The 16,184-nt window shown below is 71.4% G+C and carries 14 protein-coding genes and 1 riboswitch; of the genes, 7 read left to right on the forward strand and 7 right to left on the reverse strand.

The window, feature by feature from the left end; translation table 11 throughout:
• Positions 1–2 precede the first annotated feature (2 nt).
• Together ABT129_RS01940 and def are read left to right on the forward strand one after the other, a co-directional pair.
• Positions 3–983, forward strand: a complete 981-nt coding sequence (locus ABT129_RS01940) for a tetratricopeptide repeat protein (protein WP_030548424.1) — start codon at positions 3–5, stop codon at positions 981–983.
• Positions 984–1,050: 67 nt separating this feature from the next.
• Positions 1,051–1,686, forward strand: a complete 636-nt coding sequence (gene def, locus ABT129_RS01945; protein ID WP_351895345.1) for a peptide deformylase — start codon at positions 1,051–1,053, stop codon at positions 1,684–1,686.
• A 72-nt stretch (positions 1,687–1,758) separates the two neighbouring features.
• On the opposite strand, the gene ABT129_RS01950 is transcribed toward def, so the two are convergent.
• The 6 genes from ABT129_RS01950 to ABT129_RS01975 all read right to left on the reverse strand — a co-directional run bounded on the left by ABT129_RS01950 (position 1,759) and on the right by ABT129_RS01975 (position 9,161).
• Positions 1,759–2,775, reverse strand: a complete 1,017-nt coding sequence (locus ABT129_RS01950) for a ribonucleotide-diphosphate reductase subunit beta (RefSeq protein ID WP_351895348.1) — start codon at positions 2,773–2,775, stop codon at positions 1,759–1,761.
• Positions 2,775–5,147: a ribonucleoside-diphosphate reductase subunit alpha gene (locus tag ABT129_RS01955; protein ID WP_351895350.1), complete on the reverse strand. Its 2,373-nt coding sequence runs from the start codon at positions 5,145–5,147 to the stop codon at positions 2,775–2,777. Before ABT129_RS01955 ends, ABT129_RS01950 begins: the two co-directional genes overlap by 1 nt.
• 132 nt (positions 5,148–5,279) lie before the next feature.
• Positions 5,280–5,402: riboswitch (cobalamin riboswitch) on the reverse strand.
• A 55-nt stretch (positions 5,403–5,457) separates the two neighbouring features.
• The gene (locus ABT129_RS01960) at positions 5,458–5,958 is read right to left on the reverse strand and encodes a GNAT family N-acetyltransferase (protein WP_351895353.1); all 501 of its coding nucleotides are present in this window, start codon (positions 5,956–5,958) and stop codon (positions 5,458–5,460) included.
• A gap of 96 nt (positions 5,959–6,054) precedes the next feature.
• Complete coding sequence (gene mctP / locus ABT129_RS01965) at positions 6,055–7,680, reverse strand: monocarboxylate uptake permease MctP (RefSeq protein WP_351895355.1); 1,626 nt, start codon at positions 7,678–7,680, stop codon at positions 6,055–6,057.
• Complete coding sequence (locus ABT129_RS01970) at positions 7,677–7,931, reverse strand: DUF3311 domain-containing protein (RefSeq protein WP_351895358.1); 255 nt, start codon at positions 7,929–7,931, stop codon at positions 7,677–7,679. The genes mctP and ABT129_RS01970 overlap by 4 nt, the downstream gene beginning before the upstream one ends.
• A gap of 246 nt (positions 7,932–8,177) precedes the next feature.
• Positions 8,178–9,161, reverse strand: a complete 984-nt coding sequence (locus ABT129_RS01975) for a LuxR C-terminal-related transcriptional regulator (RefSeq protein ID WP_351895360.1) — start codon at positions 9,159–9,161, stop codon at positions 8,178–8,180.
• A 222-nt stretch (positions 9,162–9,383) separates the two neighbouring features.
• Here ABT129_RS01975 and ABT129_RS01980 point away from each other — a divergent pair, with 222 nt between their 5' ends.
• Positions 9,384–10,316: an aldo/keto reductase gene (locus ABT129_RS01980; protein WP_351895363.1), complete on the forward strand. Its 933-nt coding sequence runs from the start codon at positions 9,384–9,386 to the stop codon at positions 10,314–10,316.
• Here ABT129_RS01980 and ABT129_RS01985 read toward each other — a convergent pair.
• Positions 10,267–11,376, reverse strand: coding sequence for an endonuclease/exonuclease/phosphatase family protein (locus ABT129_RS01985; protein WP_351895365.1), 1,110 nt, complete (start codon positions 11,374–11,376; stop codon positions 10,267–10,269). The two genes, ABT129_RS01980 and ABT129_RS01985, sit on opposite strands and share 50 nt — an antisense overlap.
• A 123-nt stretch (positions 11,377–11,499) precedes the next feature.
• Here ABT129_RS01985 and ABT129_RS01990 point away from each other — a divergent pair, with 123 nt between their 5' ends.
• The 4 genes from ABT129_RS01990 to ABT129_RS02005 are packed head-to-tail and all read left to right on the forward strand — an operon-like array spanning position 11,500 to position 16,181.
• The gene (locus tag ABT129_RS01990) at positions 11,500–12,543 is read left to right on the forward strand and encodes a glycosyltransferase family 2 protein (protein ID WP_351895367.1); all 1,044 of its coding nucleotides are present in this window, start codon (positions 11,500–11,502) and stop codon (positions 12,541–12,543) included.
• A complete protein-coding gene (locus tag ABT129_RS01995; protein ID WP_351895369.1) occupies positions 12,540–13,778 on the forward strand; it encodes a lysylphosphatidylglycerol synthase domain-containing protein in 1,239 nt (412 codons plus the stop codon). Before ABT129_RS01990 ends, ABT129_RS01995 begins: the two co-directional genes overlap by 4 nt.
• Positions 13,765–15,165: an aspartate aminotransferase family protein gene (locus ABT129_RS02000; RefSeq protein ID WP_351895371.1), complete on the forward strand. Its 1,401-nt coding sequence runs from the start codon at positions 13,765–13,767 to the stop codon at positions 15,163–15,165. Before ABT129_RS01995 ends, ABT129_RS02000 begins: the two co-directional genes overlap by 14 nt.
• A complete protein-coding gene (locus ABT129_RS02005) occupies positions 15,159–16,181 on the forward strand; it encodes an NAD-dependent epimerase/dehydratase family protein (protein WP_351895373.1) in 1,023 nt (340 codons plus the stop codon). The genes ABT129_RS02000 and ABT129_RS02005 overlap by 7 nt, the downstream gene beginning before the upstream one ends.
• Positions 16,182–16,184: the final 3 nt, after the last annotated feature.

Consider the following 16,184-nt stretch of genomic DNA (forward strand, 5'->3'; position numbering starts at 1 on the left):
TCGTGAAGATCTTCGGGAAGGTACGGCATCGGCCCTCCGCCTCGTGGCGGCAGGCCACCGACCGCGCGTTCACGCTGATCGGCGACGGCCGGTACGAGGACGCGGGCGCGTTGCTGACGCGTGCGGCGGATCTGGAGCCCTGGCTCTCGGAGTCCTGGTTCAACCTGGCGCTGCTGCACAAGTTCCGGCACGACTGGGAGCAGGCGCGGGCCGCCGGGCTCCGCGCGGTCGCGCTGCTCGACAAGGAGACCGGCGCCCCCGACTGGTGGAACGTCGGGATCGCCGCCACCGCGCTGCAGGACTGGCCGCTGGCCCGCCGCGCCTGGCAGGCCTACGGACTGAAGGTGCCGGGCGCCGCCGCCGGTACCGGCGAGCCCGCCGGCATGGAGCTGGGCAGCGCAGCCGTCCGGCTCTCGCCCGAGGGCGAGGCCGAGGTCGTCTGGGGCCGCCGGCTCGACCCGGCCAGGATCGAGGTCCTCTCCATCCCGCTGCCGTCCTCCGGGCGCCGCTGGGGCGAGGTCGTCCTCCACGACGGCGTGCCGAACGGCGAGCGCACCACCACCGCGGGCCCCTCCTACCCGGTCTTCGACGAGATCGAGCTGTGGGCGCCCTCTCCCGTTCCCACCTGGGTGGTCCTCCTGGAGGCGGCCACCGAGGCCGACCGGGACGCCCTGGAGCAGCTCGCCGCCGAGGCCGGTTTCGCCGCCGAGGACTGGTCGTCCTCCGTGCGGCTGCTCTGTCGCGCCTGCTCCGAGTCGACCATGCCGAGCGCCGAGGGCGAGGGCGAGCACTCCGACCCGCACGACCACAGCGAGCCCGGGCACCCCGGGCCGCTCGGCCACCGTTCGCCGGGCGAGCTGTGGGTCCCGGAGCGGGAGTGCGGCCTCGCGGCCCCGGCGGGCCTGGTGCGCGGACTCCTCGACGGCTGGGTGGCGGACAGCCCCGACAGCCGCGAGTGGCGGGATCTCGAAGAGGTCTGCTGAGCGGGCGCCGGTGGGCCCGTAGGCTGTCCTTCGACGGAATCGGGTTTTCAGGAAGGCGCGGCCGGACATGGCGCAGCAGGAGACGGACGAGCAGACGCAGGTCAACGACGGCTTCGTCGTGGACACGGAGGAGTGCGAGGAGCGCGAGCTCGCCCACCGTGAGCGCGGTACTGCCCGCCCGATCACGGTGGTCGGCAACCCGGTGCTCCACAAGGAGTGCAAGGACGTCACCGAGTTCGACGACTCGCTCGCGGCGCTCATCGACGACATGTTCGCCAGCCAGAAGGCCGCCGAGGGCGTGGGCCTGGCCGCGAACCAGATCGGTGTGGACCTCAAGGTCTTCGTCTACGACTGCCCCGACGACGAGGGCGTCCGGCACACCGGTGTCGTGATCAACCCGGTCCTCCAGGAGCTCCCGGCCGAGCTGCGCGTCCTGGACGAGTCCAACGAGGGCTGCCTGTCGGTGCCGACGGCCTACGCCGAGCTGGCCCGCCCCGACTACGCGGAGGTCCACGGCCGGGACGCCCAGGGCAACCCGATCAAGGTGCGCGGCACCGGCTACTTCGCCCGCTGCCTCCAGCACGAGACGGACCACCTGTACGGCTACCTGTACATCGACCGGCTCTCCAAGCGGGACCGCAAGGACGCCCTGCGCCAGATGGAAGAGGGCACCCCGCGCTACGAGACGGTGCCGAACGCCTGATCCGGTCCGCGCGTGACGACGAAGGGCCCCGCACTCCTCGGAGTGCGGGGCCCTTCGTCGTACGGCTGGGTCCTAGAAGTCCTCGTCCAGGTCCACCGAGCCCTCGACCGCCACCTGGTAGGCGGACGGGCGGCGCTCGAAGAAGTTCGTGAGCTCCTGGACGCCCTGGAGCTCCATGAAGGCGAACGGGTTCTCGGAGCCGTACACCGGGGCGAAGCCGAGGCGCTGGAGGCGCTGGTCGGCGACGCACTGGAGGTACTCGCGCATCGACTCGGTGTTCATGCCGGGCAGGCCGTCGCCGCACAGGTCGCGGCCGAACTGGAGCTCCGCCTCGACGGCCTCCTTCAGCATGTCGGTGACCTGCTGCTGGAGCGCGTCGTCGAAGAGCTCCGGCTCCTCCTTGCGGACGGTGTCCACGACCTCGAAGGCGAAGTTCATGTGCATCGTCTCGTCGCGGAACACCCAGTTGGTGCCGGTGGCGAGGCCGTGCAGCAGACCGCGGGACCGGAACCAGTACACGTACGCGAAGGCGCCGTAGAAGAACAGGCCCTCGATGCACGCGGCGAAGCAGATCAGGTTCAGCAGGAAGCGGCGCCGGTCGGCCTGGGTCTCCAGGCGGTCGATCTTCTCGACCGAGTCCATCCAGCGGAAGCAGAACTGCGCCTTCTCGCGGATGGAGGGGATCTCCTCGACCGCGTCGAACGCGGCGGCGCGGTCGTCCGGGTCGGGCAGGTAGGTGTCGAGCAGCGTCAGATAGAACTGGACGTGCACGGCCTCCTCGAACAGCTGCCGCGACAGGTAGAGGCGCGCCTCGGGGGAGTTGATGTGCTTGTAGAGCGTCAGCACCAGGTTGTTCGACACGATCGAGTCGCCGGTCGCGAAGAACGCGACCAGACGGCCGATCATGTGCTGCTCACCGGGGGTGAGCTTGGCGAGGTCGGCGACGTCCGAGTGGAGGTCGACCTCCTCGACGGTCCAGGTGTTCTTGATGGCGTCCCGGTAGCGCTCGTAGAAGTCCGGGTACCGCATCGGACGCAGGGTCAGCTCGAAGCCCGGGTCGAGGAGGTTCTTCTGTTCGGTGGAGCTCATTACTGGCAGGCCTCGCAGGACTCGGGGTTTTCCAGGGAGCAGGCGACCGCGTCGGGGTCGGCGGCCTGCTGGACGGGGATGGTGGCGGCCGCCGTCGACGCCTGGGCGGCGCGGGCGATCCGGGTCGCCGGGCGGGAGCGCAGGTAGTACGTCGTCTTCAGACCCTGCTTCCAGGCGTACGCGTACATCGACGACAGCTTGCCGATCGTCGGCGTCTCCAGGAACAGGTTCAGCGACTGCGACTGGTCCAGGAACGGCGTCCGGGCGGCGGCCATGTCGATCAGACCGCGCTGCGGGATCTCCCACGCCGTGCGGTACAGCTCGCGCACCTCGGCCGGGACCCAGGTGAAGCCGGCCACCGAGCCGTTGGCGTCGCGCAGCGCCTCACGGGTCTGCGCGTCCCACACGCCGAGCCTCTTCAGCTCGTCGACCAGGTACGAGTTGACCTGGAGGAACTCGCCGGAGAGCGTCTCGCGCTTGAAGAGGTTGGAGACCTGCGGCTCGATGCACTCGTACACGCCGGCGATCGAGGCGATCGTCGCGGTCGGCGCGATGGCGAGGAGCAGCGAGTTGCGCATGCCGACGGCGGCGATCCGCTCGCGCAGCGCGGCCCAGCGCTCCGGCCAGTTGAGCTCGACGTCGTAGTGGTCCGGGTGCAGGACACCGCGGGCGGCGCGGGTCTTGTCCCAGGCGGGGACCGGCCCGTTGCGCTCGGCGAGGTCGGCGGAGGCCTCGTACGCGGCGAGCATGATGCGCTCGGCGATCCGGGTGGAGAGCGCGCGCGCCTCGGGGGAGTCGAACGGCAGCTTCAGCTGGAAGAAGACGTCCTGGAGGCCCATCGCGCCCAGGCCCACCGGCCGCCAGCGGGCGTTGGAGTTGCCCGCCTGCTCGGTCGGGTAGAAGTTGATGTCGACGACGCGGTCGAGGAAGGTGACGGCCGTGCGCACGGTGGCGTCGAGCCGCTCCCAGTCGATGTCCGAACCGACCACGAAGGCGCCGAGGTTGACCGAGCCCAGGTTGCAGACCGCGGTCTCGCCGTCGTCGGTGACCTCCAGGATCTCGGTGCAGAGGTTCGAGGAGTGGACGGTGTGGCCGGGCTCGGCGGTCTGGTTGGCCGTCCGGTTCGAGGCGTCCTTGAAGGTCATCCAGCCGTTGCCGGTCTGGGCCAGGGTCCGCATCATCCGGCCGTACAGGTCGCGGGCCGGCATCGTCTTGCGGGCCAGGCCCGCCTCCTCGGCCTTGCGGTAGGCGGCGTCGAACTCGTCGCCCCACAGGTCGACCAGCTCGGGCACGTCCGCCGGGGAGAACAGCGACCAGTCGGCGTCCGCGTTGACGCGGCGCATGAACTCGTCCGGGATCCAGTGCGCCAGGTTCAGGTTGTGCGTACGGCGCTGGTCCTCGCCGGTGTTGTCGCGGAGCTCCAGGAACTCCTCGATGTCCGCGTGCCAGGTCTCCAGGTAGACGGCGGCGGCGCCCTTGCGGCGGCCGCCCTGGTTGACCGCGGCGACGGAGGCGTCGAGGGTCTTCAGGAACGGAACGATGCCGTTGGAGTGGCCGTTGGTGCCGCGGATCAGCGAACCGCGGGCGCGGATGCGGGAGTACGAGAGGCCGATGCCGCCCGCGTGCTTCGAGAGCCGCGCCACCTGGTGGTAGCGGTCGTAGATGGAGTCCAGCTCGTCCAGCGGGGAGTCCAGGAGGTAGCAGGAGGACATCTGCGGGTGGCGGGTGCCGGAGTTGAACAGCGTGGGGGAGGACGGCAGGTAGTCGAGCCGGCTCATCAGGCCGTACAGCGCGGCGACCTCGTCGAGCGCGCGGACGCTGTCGTCCTCGGCGAGCCCGCAGGCCACGCGCAGCATGAAGTGCTGCGGGGTCTCGACCACCTTGCGGGTGATCGGGTGGCGCAGCAGGTAGCGCGAGTAGAGGGTGCGCAGGCCGAAGTAGCCGAAGCGGTCGTCGCCGGCCGCGTCGATCGTCGCGTCGAGGCGGTCCGCGTGCCGCGTCACGAACGCGGCGGTGCGGTCGGCGATCAGGCCCTCGTGGTGGCCGACGGCGACGGAGGCGGAGAAGGAGAACGAGCCCTGGCTCGCGGCCTCGTCGGCGATGGTGATCGTCAGGAGCCGGGCGGCGAGCCGGGAGTACGCCGGGTCGTCGGCGATCAGGCCGGCGGCCGCCTCGGTGGCCAGCTCGCGCAGTTCCGCCTCGTCCGACGAGGCGCTGCGGCCGCGGAGCGCGGCGGCGGCGACCTTGCCGGGGTCGGTGTCGGGGAGATCGGCGGTGAGGTCGGTCAGGGTCCGCAGCAGCACGGTCCCGGGGCCGTCGCTCTCGACCGCGGAAGCCTCGGCCGAAGCCGGATCGGCGGGCGCGATGGTCACGTGGGGGCTCTCCCTCGCTCGGCTCGGGGCCGCGGCGGGGGGAGGCGGGCACGCGGGGGTCCGGACGCCGGACGCGCTGTGTCCACCGGCCCACTCCGCGGGGCCCGGAAGTCATTGGCACCCGAAACGGACGGACCGGGTGCGCTGCCGGCAGGTCTTCGGACTCACCCCGTACGAAACCGCACGAAGCACACCGTTGCGGGACAGTTCCGGATTCGCGCCGGATTCCCCTGCGTCGACAGCGAGGTCGAGCATACATGTGGGGGGCGTCGCTTGCGGAACCCCCCACATGTTGTGTCGCGCCGTGGACTCAGAACTCCAGGGCGTAGGTGCGCAGAGAGTGATCGGGGATCGGTTCCCAGTCCCGGTGCGGGGTGCGGACGAAGCCCAGGCGTTCGTATATCCGGTGCGCCGAGACCATCGAGGCGTCCGTGGAGAGCACCAGGCGGGCACAGCCGGGGAGGGCCCGGGCGCGCTCGACGCAGGCCCTCACGAGGGCCTCTCCGACGCCTCGGCCGCGCGCCTCGCGGGCGACGACGAGCATGCGGAACTCGGCCTCGCCGGTGACGGCGATGTCCGCCCACGGGGTGTCGCCCGTGGCGAAGGTCACGCCGCCGAGGAGCAGCCCGTCACCGTCCTCGGCGACGAGCACCTCGCTCTCGCGGGCGCGCCGGGCGGTGTCGCGCAGCACGTTCAGGTACGAGTCCTCGGCCCCGTGCTTCAACAGCCCGTCGTTCAGATAGGTCCCCGCGGTGAGCTCGCCGAGCGCCTCGTACTCCTCGGGCCGTACCGCCCTGATGGTGAAGTCCATGAGGGCAGTGTGCCTGGGGACGGCGAAGGCCGCCCCGCCTCCGGGAGGAGACGGGGCGGCCTTTCGCGGGTCCGGCGGCCGTCTCCGGCCGTCGGGTCAGTGGGTCTCGGCGCCGACCTTCGGGACCTTCGTGCTGACCCCGGCGTCGCCGGCGTCGGCCGTGTAGTCCTCCGGGGAGGTCTCGTCGACGCCGTCGGGGGCGTTGACGGCCTTGAGGACGAAGGTCAGGACGACCGTGACGACCAGGTTGAGGACGAAGGCGGTGAGGCCGATGTAGCCGATCTCGCCGATGCCCGGGATCTCGGCGGAGGAGCCGCCGAAGTGCTTCTGGGTCGGGCTGGCCACCCCGTACGCGGCGACCGTGCCGTAGAGCATGCCGACGGCCCAGCCGGCGAGCAGCGCCCAGCGGTGGAACCAGCGGGTGAAGAGACCGCCGACGAGCGCCGGGAAGGTCTGCAGGATCCAGATGCCACCGAGCAGCTGGAAGTTGATCGCGACCGTCTTGTCCATGGTGAGGACGAAGGCGAGCGCGCCGACCTTCACCAGGAGCGAGACCAGCTTGGAGACCTTGGTCTCCTGGGCCGGGGTCGCGTCCGGTTTGATGAAGTCCTTGTAGATGTTGCGGGTGAAGAGGTTGGCCGCGGCGATCGACATGATCGCGGCGGGGACGAGCGCGCCGATGCCGATCGCGGCGAAGGCCACGCCCGCGAACCAGTCGGGGAACATCGTCTCGAAGAGCTGCGGGATGGCGAGCTGGCCGTTCTTCACCTGGATGCCGGCGGCGATCGCCATGAAGCCGAGCAGCGCGAGCAGGCCCAGCATCAGCGAGTACAGCGGCAGGATCGTGGTGTTGCGGCGGATGACCTCACGGCTCCGGGACGACAGCGTCGCCGTGATGGAGTGCGGGTACATGAAGAGCGCGAGCGCCGAGCCGAGCGCCAGCGTCGCGTACGTCCACTGGCCGGCCTCGCCGGGGACGAGCGCGCCGCGCGGCTTGTCGGTCGCCGGGTTGGTCTGCGCGTACGCCTCGCCCGCCTTGGCGAAGATCTCGTCGAAGCCGCCCAGCTTGATCGGGATGTAGATGATCGCCACCGCGATGACGATGTAGATCAGGGTGTCCTTGACGAAGGCGATGAGCGCCGGGGCGCGCAGACCCGAGGAGTAGGTGTACGCCGCGAGGACACCGAAGGCGATGAGCAGCGGCAGGTCCTTGATGAACCAGTGGGTGGTCTCGCCGCCGCCGACGCCCATCACGTCCAGGACGGCCTGGATGCCGACGAGCTGGAGCGCGATGTACGGCATGGTGGCGAGGATGCCGGTGACCGCCACCGCGAGGGAGAGGCCCTTGGAACCGAACCGGCCGCGCACGAAGTCCGAGGTGGTGACGTATCCGTGCTTGTGGGAGACCGACCAGAGGCGCGGCAGGAAGGTGAAGATCAGCGGGTACACGAGGATCGTGTACGGCACGGCGAAGAAGCCGGCCGCGCCCGCCGCGTAGATGGCCGCCGGGACGGCGACGAAGGTGTACGCGGTGTAGAGGTCGCCGCCGAGCAGGAACCAGGTCACCCAGGTGCCGAACGACCGGCCGCCCAGGCCCCATTCGTCCAGGCTGTTCTCGTTCTCGGCCCTGCGCCAGCGCGAGGCGAGGAATCCCATGACCGTGACGGCCAGGAAGAAGAAGATGAACACGGCGAGTGCGACGCCGTTCACGCCGTCCTTCATCGCGCGTCACCTCCCTTGCGGCCGCGCTGGTCCAGCTGCCACAGCTTGTACGCGACCATGGTGAGCACGGTCGAGATCAGCACCCAGAGCATCTGGTACCAGTAGAAGAACGGGATGCCCGCGAAGAGCGGTTCGGTCTTCGCGTACGAGCTCACCCAGAGCATCGCCACGAAGGGCGCGAACAGACAGAGCGCGATCACCACCCTCAGGGGTGTGATGGTGGGTTGTTTCCCTTGTGCCGCTTCTGACATGGCGATTCCGTCCCCTTACTGATCACCTCGGTAATGGTGGGGAAATCTAGGGGACGCATGGGCTCCACGGAACCCCCGTCCGTATAACGGATGGGACTCCGCCCCAGGTGCGACGGTCCGGGGACGGCGCGGTGGTCGGACGATGGCCGGGCGGTGGTCGCGCGATGGTCGGGACCGCCCGTGGAGGGTCGATGGAGGGGTGGTGGAGCGGTGGTGGAGAGGGTGGTGCGCGAGGGCGGGCGCCGCTCAGAGCCAGCCCTCCTTGGCGGCCCGCACCCCCGCCTCGAAACGGCTGCGCGCGCCGAGCCGGTTCATCAGCTCCGAGCTCATCCGGCGCACGGTCCGCAGGGAGACGCCGAGCCGCCGGGCGGCGATGTCGTCCGTGCACCCGATGCCGAGCAGCATGAGCAACTCCCGCTCCTGCGGGGAGAGGGCGTGCTCGTCCCGGCGCGGGGCCTCGCCGAAGGGGGTGCCGCCGTCCCACAGCCGGTCGAAGAGCACCACGAGCGCGTGCACCAGGCCGGGGCTGCGCACCTCCAGGGCGCCCGCGCGGCCGTCCTCCGGGTCGACCGGGACCAGCGCGGCCTCGCGGTCGACGATCACCATGAGCATCGGGACCACGGGCACCGTCCGGGCCTGGCCGCCCAGATCGCAGTACCAGCGCACGTACTCGACGGTCGGCGGGTCGTTGCGGAAGCTCTCCTGGTAGATGGACCGGATCCGTACCCCGCGCTCCAGGGCGAGCTGGTCGAGCGGCTGGCTCGCGTCCATCGTGTCGGGGAGCTGCGCCCCGCCCGGGAGCAGCGAGAGGCACTCCGTGCGGGCGTTCGCGGCGAGGTCCTCCAGGCGTTCGCGGACGTTCTCCAGGCCCACGACCCGGTGCACGACGTCGTGCCGCGCCGATCCGTCGGTCCGGTCGGCGTACGTGGCGAGGATGTCGGCCACCGCCCGCTCGGCGCGCTCGACCTCGCGCCGCCGCCGGCTCAACTCGGCCTCGGCCCGGGAGAGGAGGAAGGAGAAGCCCACCTGGGGATCGAACGGGAGGACCTCCCCCGATCCGTCCTCCATGGAGACGAGCCGGGCCTCCGTGAGTCTGCCCAGTGCCTCGCGGACCTGCTCCTCCGACCAGTCGAGGCGGCGGGCCATGTCCGCCACCCCGTAGTCGGGCCGTTCGAGCATGAGCCGGTACACGGTCTCCGCGGACTGCTCTATTCCCAGCGCATCCAGCAAGACGACTTCCCCCCGAATAGTCCCGTCGTGCCGTTCACTTTGCGTGCCTGACCGTGCGGCCCCTGCGATGGTAGGCCGCGGTCGGCCCGTAGGACTAGACCAATTGAACGGACAGGGGAATCCTCGGAGTTCGGCCACCGCTTGTCCGGCGAAACCCCTGTGCGGCGGGAGGTCTTGATCCAAGATGGTCTAGTCCAACCGTCTTCGAGAAGGACTGTATCCATGGCGATCCCGCAGCGCACCCTGGCACTCGGCGCCCTGCCGTTCGGCACGACGGTCGACGAGGCCACCTCGTTCGCCGTGCTCGACCGCTTCACCGAACTCGGCGGCACCGTGATCGACACCGCCAACAACTACGCGTACTGGGTCGAGGGAGGAACCGGCGACGAGAGCGAGGCGACCCTCGGCCGCTGGCTCGCCGCCCGCGGCAACCGCGACGGCCTCGTCCTCTCCACCAAGTGCGGGGCACGGCCCACCACCCCCGGGGCCGCCGAGGTCGAAGGACTCTCCGAGAAGGCGATCAGGAGCGCCCTCGACGACAGCCTGCGCCGCCTCGGCGTGGACCGGGTCGATGTCTTCTGGGCCCACGTGGAGGACCGCGCGGTCCCGCTCGCCGAGACCGTCGCTGCCCTCGCCGACCTCGTCGACGAGGGCAGGGCGGGCGAACTCGGCGTCAGCAACCACGCCGTCTGGCGGGTCGAGCGCGCCCGCGCCCTCGCCGGCGACCGCCCGCGCTACACCCACCTCCAGTACCGCCACTCCTACCTCCAGCCCCGCTTCGACAAGGGCCTCCCCTCCACGGCGCACGTCCACGTCACCAGGGAGCTCCTCGACTACACGCGCAGCGAGGGCGATCTGACGATCTGGGCCTACAGCGCGCTGCTCTCCGGCGGCTACACCCGCCCCGAGGTCGGGATCCCCGACGCCTACGACCACCCCGGCACCGCCCCGCGCCTCGCCGCCCTCCGCGAGGTCGCCGGCGAACTCGGCGCGACGGTCAACCAGGTGGTGCTCGCCTGGCTCCTCGACGGCGAACCGTCGATCCTGCCCGTCGTCGGCGCGAGCCGCGTCGAGCAGGTGGAGGAGGTCATGGGCGCGCTCGACCTCACCCTCGACCCCGACCAGCGGCGACGGCTGGACGAGGCCGGTTCCTGACGGAGCACGCCGCGGCGGAGACCAGGGCGTAGCGGTGCACGCGCAGGGCCTCGTCCGTGAACGTCCAGTCCAGCCGCCACAGCGGGAGCCCCCCGACGCCCCAGGTGCCCGGCAGGAACGACGACGAGGCCGGCAGCGCGTCGCGGAACGCCTCCCGCAGCCCCGCCAGATCGCCCATGGCCGGGGTCGTGTTGAAGTCCCCCGAGATCAGCAGCGGGTGGGGGTTCGCGCGGGCGTCCCCGAGCAGCGCCGCGTAGTGCTCCTTGCGCACGGGGTCGGTCGCGCGGACCACCCCGTAGAAGCCGGGGCTCAGCCAGCTGCGCTCGATGTCCAGCTGCACCGGGACGTGCACGTTGTAGAAGGACACCACCGTGCCGGCCACGTCCACGTCGGTCCGCAGCACCTTGTTCCACTCGAACCGCTCCCGCCAGGACGCGGACGCGCCCGGCGCCCGGCCGGGGCCGACCGGGGGAGCGGCGACCACCGGATACCGCGAGAGGGTGACCAGCTCCCCCCGCGCCACCAGGTGGTAGCCGGGGAACTCCGCCCGCAGCCGGGCGAGCCGGTCGATCTCCTTGTGCTTCCCGTCCTCCCAGCCCAGATGCTCCTGGAGCAGGTAGACATCGGCGTCCTTGGACCGCAGGTAGCGGTGGAAGGCGTCCGGGTCGTCGGTCGTGTCCCAGTAGAGGGTGTTCCACGAGAACACCCTGAGCGCCTGCCCGGGAGCCGCGCCGGGACCCGCCCCGGGGACCAGCGCCCCCCAGTGGAGCCCCGCCCTCCCCACCCCCGCCACCAGCAGCACCGCCAGGGCCGGGAGCAGCCACCGCCGGGTCCGCCCGCGGGTCACCGCGCACGCCAGGGCGAAGAGCAGGACGGGCACCGCGACGAAGGCCGGCGGCGGAGCCAGGTCCGGCAGCAGCCACAGCCACCACCGCCCGCTCAGCAGCTGCCCGAGGGCGACGAGCAGCGCCCAGGCCGCCGTCACCCCGACCAGGAGCCGGGTGGCGGTGCGGTGCGCGCGTGTCCCGGCGGCGGCGCCGGAGATCGGGGGAAGGTTCACGACCGGGAACGCTAGCAGCGCCCAACTCCCTTTTGTTTCAGCAACGTTGACCGTCTCGGACTGCGAGAAGCCGCGATACGCGATCGATATCCGGTCAATACGCGGACCCAGTGTGCTCTTCCCATGACGCAAACCGTGTCGGTCGTCATACCGGCCTACAACTCCGCACGCACCCTCGACGCCTGCCTCAGATCCGTCCTCGCGCAGACCCACCCCGTCCACGAGGTCATCGTCGTCGACGACGGCAGCACCGACCGGACCGCCGAGATCGCCCGGACCCACCCGGTCGTCCTGCTCGGCGGCGAGGGCAACCGCGGTGTCTCCGCCGCCCGGAACGCGGGAATCGCCGCCGCCACCGGCGACGTCCTGTTCTTCCTCGACTCCGACGAGGCGCTCACCCCGGACTCGGTGGCCAACGCGCTGGAGATCCTGCGCGACGACCCCTCCTGCGGCTGTGTGCACGGTGTCATCGCGCCCGAACCGCTCTTCGACGACGGGCCCGTCGAGTGGTACAAGACGCTGCACGCCTACTGGTGGCGCGCCCGGGGCGCCGGGGTCGTGGAGACCGCGTTCTTCGCCCAGGCGGCGGTGCCGCGGGAGGTCTTCGACCGGCTCGGCGGCTTCGACGAGCGGCTGCGCGACTCGGAGGACCTGGAGTTCAGCGACCGACTGGCCCCGCACTACCGGATCATCCTCACGGAACGGGTGATGGCGCGCCACGACGAGGAGCACCGGCTCGGCCCGCTCCTGTCGGAGACGTACCGCCGGGCCCTGCTGCTCGTGCCCGCCCTCCTCTCGGCCCGCGCCGGCGGGCGGAGCAACCTGACGGCCAACACCCCCGCGTCCGTCCTCGCCGCCGCCCTCTGCCTCGGCTCCGTGCCGCTGCCGTTCCTCGCGCTCCTCCTCTCCGCGCCCTCCCCGGTCGTGCCGCTCCTCGCGGCCCTGCCGGCTGCCGGACTGCTCGCCTTCTGCCTGGCCAACCTCGGGCTGCTCGGCTTCGCGGCCCGGCGCAGGGGCGCCTCCTTCGTCCCCTTCTTCACCGGCGTGCACCTCGCCAACCACGCCGCTCTGCTCGCCGGCGCCGCGCGGGGAGCCCTCGGCGCGCTCACCTCGGCCCGGCCCTCGGCCGGTGACCGGCGGACCCCCGAACGGGCGGCGGCGCGATGACGGTGTGGCTGCGCAGACTTCTCACCCCGGTCGTCGTGGCGGCCGCCCTGATCGGGGTCTACCTCCTCCTGCGGGGCGAGGGCCCCAAGGTGGTGGAGGCGTTCGCCCGCGCCGACGCCGTCCCCCTGATCGCCGCCTCGGTGGTCGCCAACGTCGTCGGCCTGGTCCTCGCCGTGCACGCCTGGCGGGTGCTCATCCCCGGCAACCACCCCATCCGGGGCCTGCGCGCGGCGAAGATCTACTTCCTCGGCCAGCTCAGCAAGTACGTGCCCGGCCGGGTCTGGGGGGTCATCACCCACGTGGCGCACGGCCGGGAGGCCGGTGTCCCCGGCGCCCAGATGACCTCCGCCTATGTGCTGAGCCTCGCCCTGACCCTGCTCACCGGCGCCGCCGTCGGCCTGGTCGCGGCCCCCGCCGCGCTCCCCGGGTACTGGGTGTGGCTGTGCCCGCCCGCGCTCCTCTTCCTCGCCGGCGTCGTGCGGCCCGCGCTGATCACCCGGCCCGTCACGGCCCTCGCACGGCTGGTGAAGCGGCCGGTCGTGCCCCCGCCGGACCACGCGGTCCGCAGGGCGGTCCTGCTCGCCGTCGCCTCCTGGACGGCCTCCGGACTCCACCTGTGGTTCCTGCTCCTGGCGGTCGGAGCACCTCCCCTGGCCGGGTTCGGCGCGGCGGTCGGCGGCTTCGCCCTGGCCACCGTGATCAGCAGCCTGGCGCTGATCGTCCCCGACGGCTGGGGCGTGCGCGAGCTGACCCTCACCGCCGCCCTCTCCACCGTCCTGCCCGGCGGCCTGGCCGCCGCCGCCGCCATCGCGAGCCGCCTGGTGTGCGTCGTCGCCGAGCTCGCCAGTTCGGCCGTCGTCCTCGCCTGGTCCCGGGCCAGGTCGGCCCGGGAGTCCCGTACGACCGCCGGCCCGAAAACGTCCCCACCCACCTCGGCCACCCCCACGGCCCCGACCGCCGCATCCGCCTCGGCCACCCCCACGGCCCCGACCGCCGCATCCGCCTCGGCCACCCCCACGGCCCCGACCGCCCCGACGCACGAGGCCGCCCCCACGGCCCCCACGCACGAGGCCGCCCCCACGCCCCCCACGCACGAGGCCGCCCCCACGAGCATCACGGACGCCCGCCGCGCCCCGGCCCCCGCCCCCGATCCCCTCTCCTTCCCCGCCCTCCTCGTCGCCCCGATCACCCAGACCACCGCCCCGATGGGAGACCAAGCCCGTGTACACCCTTGACGACGCCGAGAAGTTCCAGGTCGACGAGGTCCACGACCTCTACCGCCGCTACGTGAACAAGAGCCAGGTCTCCCTCATGACCTCGTTCGGCTTCGGCCGCGAGCTCGTCCGCAGCGCCGAGGGCGCCTACCTCACGCTGGAGAACGGCCGGCGGATCCTCGACCTGACCGGCGGCGTCGGCGTCCTCAACCACGGCCACAACCACCCCCGCATCCTCGCCGCCCGCGAGCGCTTCGCCCGGGACAAGCGGATGGAGGTCCACAAGACCTACTTCTCGCCCTACCTCGCCGCCCTCGGCCACAACCTGGCCGAGGTCCTGCCCGGCGACCTGAACATGGCGTTCCTGCCGAACTCGGGCGCCGAGGCCGTCGAGGGCGCGGTGAAGCTCGCGTACAAGTTCCACAACGGCAAGCGGAACACGGTGCTGCGCGCGGACTGCGCCTTCCACGGCAAGCTCCTCGGCTCGGGCGGTCTGACCGGCCAGGCCCAGTTCGGCTTCCCCACCATCCCCGGCGTGGACACCTTCCGGTACGGGGACCTCGACTCCGTCCGCAGGGTCGTCGCCGCCCACCGGGGCGACGTCTACGCCCTCCTCATCGAGCCCTTCAGCGCCTCCACCATCCAGGAGTGCTCGGAGGAGTTCCTGCGCGGACTGCGCGAGATCTGCGACCGCGAGAAGATCGTGCTGATCTTCGACGAGATCTACACCGGCTGGGGCAAGACCGGCAGCCTCTTCCACTTCATGCGCTACCCGGGCCTGATCCCCGACGTGCTCACCACCTCCAAGTCCTTCGGCGGCGGCAAGTCGTCCATCTCCGCCTTCGTCGCCCGCGAGCCGATCTTCCGCAAGGCGTACGACAACCTCGGCGACTCGCTGATCAACTCCACCTCCACCACCTACTACGGCTTCGGCGAGGAGTGCGCCACCGCCCTCGAAGCCGTCAACATCGTGGTGGAGGACGACTACCCGGCCCGCGCCCGCGCCCTCGGAGCCGTACTCGAACCCGGCCTCGAACGGCTCGCCAAGCAGTACCCCGACGAGATCGGCCGCGTCGCGGGCGCCGGCGCCCTGTGGGGCGTCTTCATCGAGGGCGGCCCCCGCATCCTCGACCTGGTCGCCAAGCTCGCGCCCGGCGGCATGGCCCGCGACCCGCGCTTCAAGACCAAGCTCGTGACCTGCGCCGTGATCAACGCGCTCTACCAGGACCACGGCATCTTCACGTACTACACGCTCAACGGCGCCAACCCCCTGATCATCGGCCCCTCCCTGGTCACCGAACCCGAGGAGGCCGAGCGCGTGATCGACGCCCTCGACGACGTCCTCGGCCGCGGTCTGACCGGTCTCGTGGCCCGTTTCATCAAGCAGAAGGTGAGCTCCCAGTGGTGATCACGATCACCGGCGCGGCCGGCATGCTCGGTTCCCGCCTGGCCGAACGGCTCCTCTCCGAGGGCCACGAAGTACGCGGCGTCGACCTCAGGCCCGGCCCCGGGGTCGTGCTGACCGGCGACATCCGCGACCGCGAACTCATGGACCAGGCCCTCGAAGGCGCCGACGTCCTCGTCCACGCGGCCGCCGCCCTGCCCAGCTACCCCGACGAGCAGATCCGCTCCATCATCATCGGCGGGACCCGGAACGTCTTCGCGGCGGCCAAGGCCGCCGGCACCCCCCGCGTCGTGCACATCTCCTCGACCGCCGTCTACGGCCTGCCGACGATCGTGCCCACGCCCGAGGAGTACCCCCGCGAGCCGGTCGACACCTACAGCCGGGCCAAGGCCTCGGCCGAGGAGATCGCCGAGAAGTACCGGGCCGAGGGCATGTGCGTCCCCATCCTCCGGCCCAAGACCTTCGTCGGACCCGGCCGCATGGGCCTGTTCTCGATGCTCTTCGAATGGGCCGAGGAAGGACGGAACTTCCCCGTCCTCGGCAAGGGGAACGTCAAGATCCAGATGTTCGCCGTCGACGACCTCGTCGACGCCGTCGTCACCGTCCTCACCGCGCCCGAGGACGTCGCCAACGACACCTACAACCTCGCGGCGGCCGAGTTCGGCACCATCCGCGAGGACTTCCAGGCGGTCCTCGACGCCGCCGGCCACGGCAAGCGGGTCATCGGACTGCCCGCCCGCCCCGCCCTGGGCCTGCTCAACGTCCTCCAGCGGGCCAAGCTCTCGCCGGTCTACGGCCGCCTGCTGCACAAGCTGATGGACGACTCCTACGTGAGCATCGACAAGGCCAAGGCCAAGCTCGGCTTCACCCCGCGCCTGTCGAACGCCGACGCCGTCCTGCGCACCTACGAATGGTGGCGCACGGCCCGTCACACCGCCCCGAAGGCGGGTGCCACCGGCCGTACGAGCCGTGACCCGTGGAGCCAGGGCCTGCTGTCCACCGCGAAGATCTTCTTCTGAGAG

Source organism: Streptomyces sp. NPDC002057, assembly GCF_040296665.1.
Classification (GTDB): domain Bacteria; phylum Actinomycetota; class Actinomycetes; order Streptomycetales; family Streptomycetaceae; genus Streptomyces.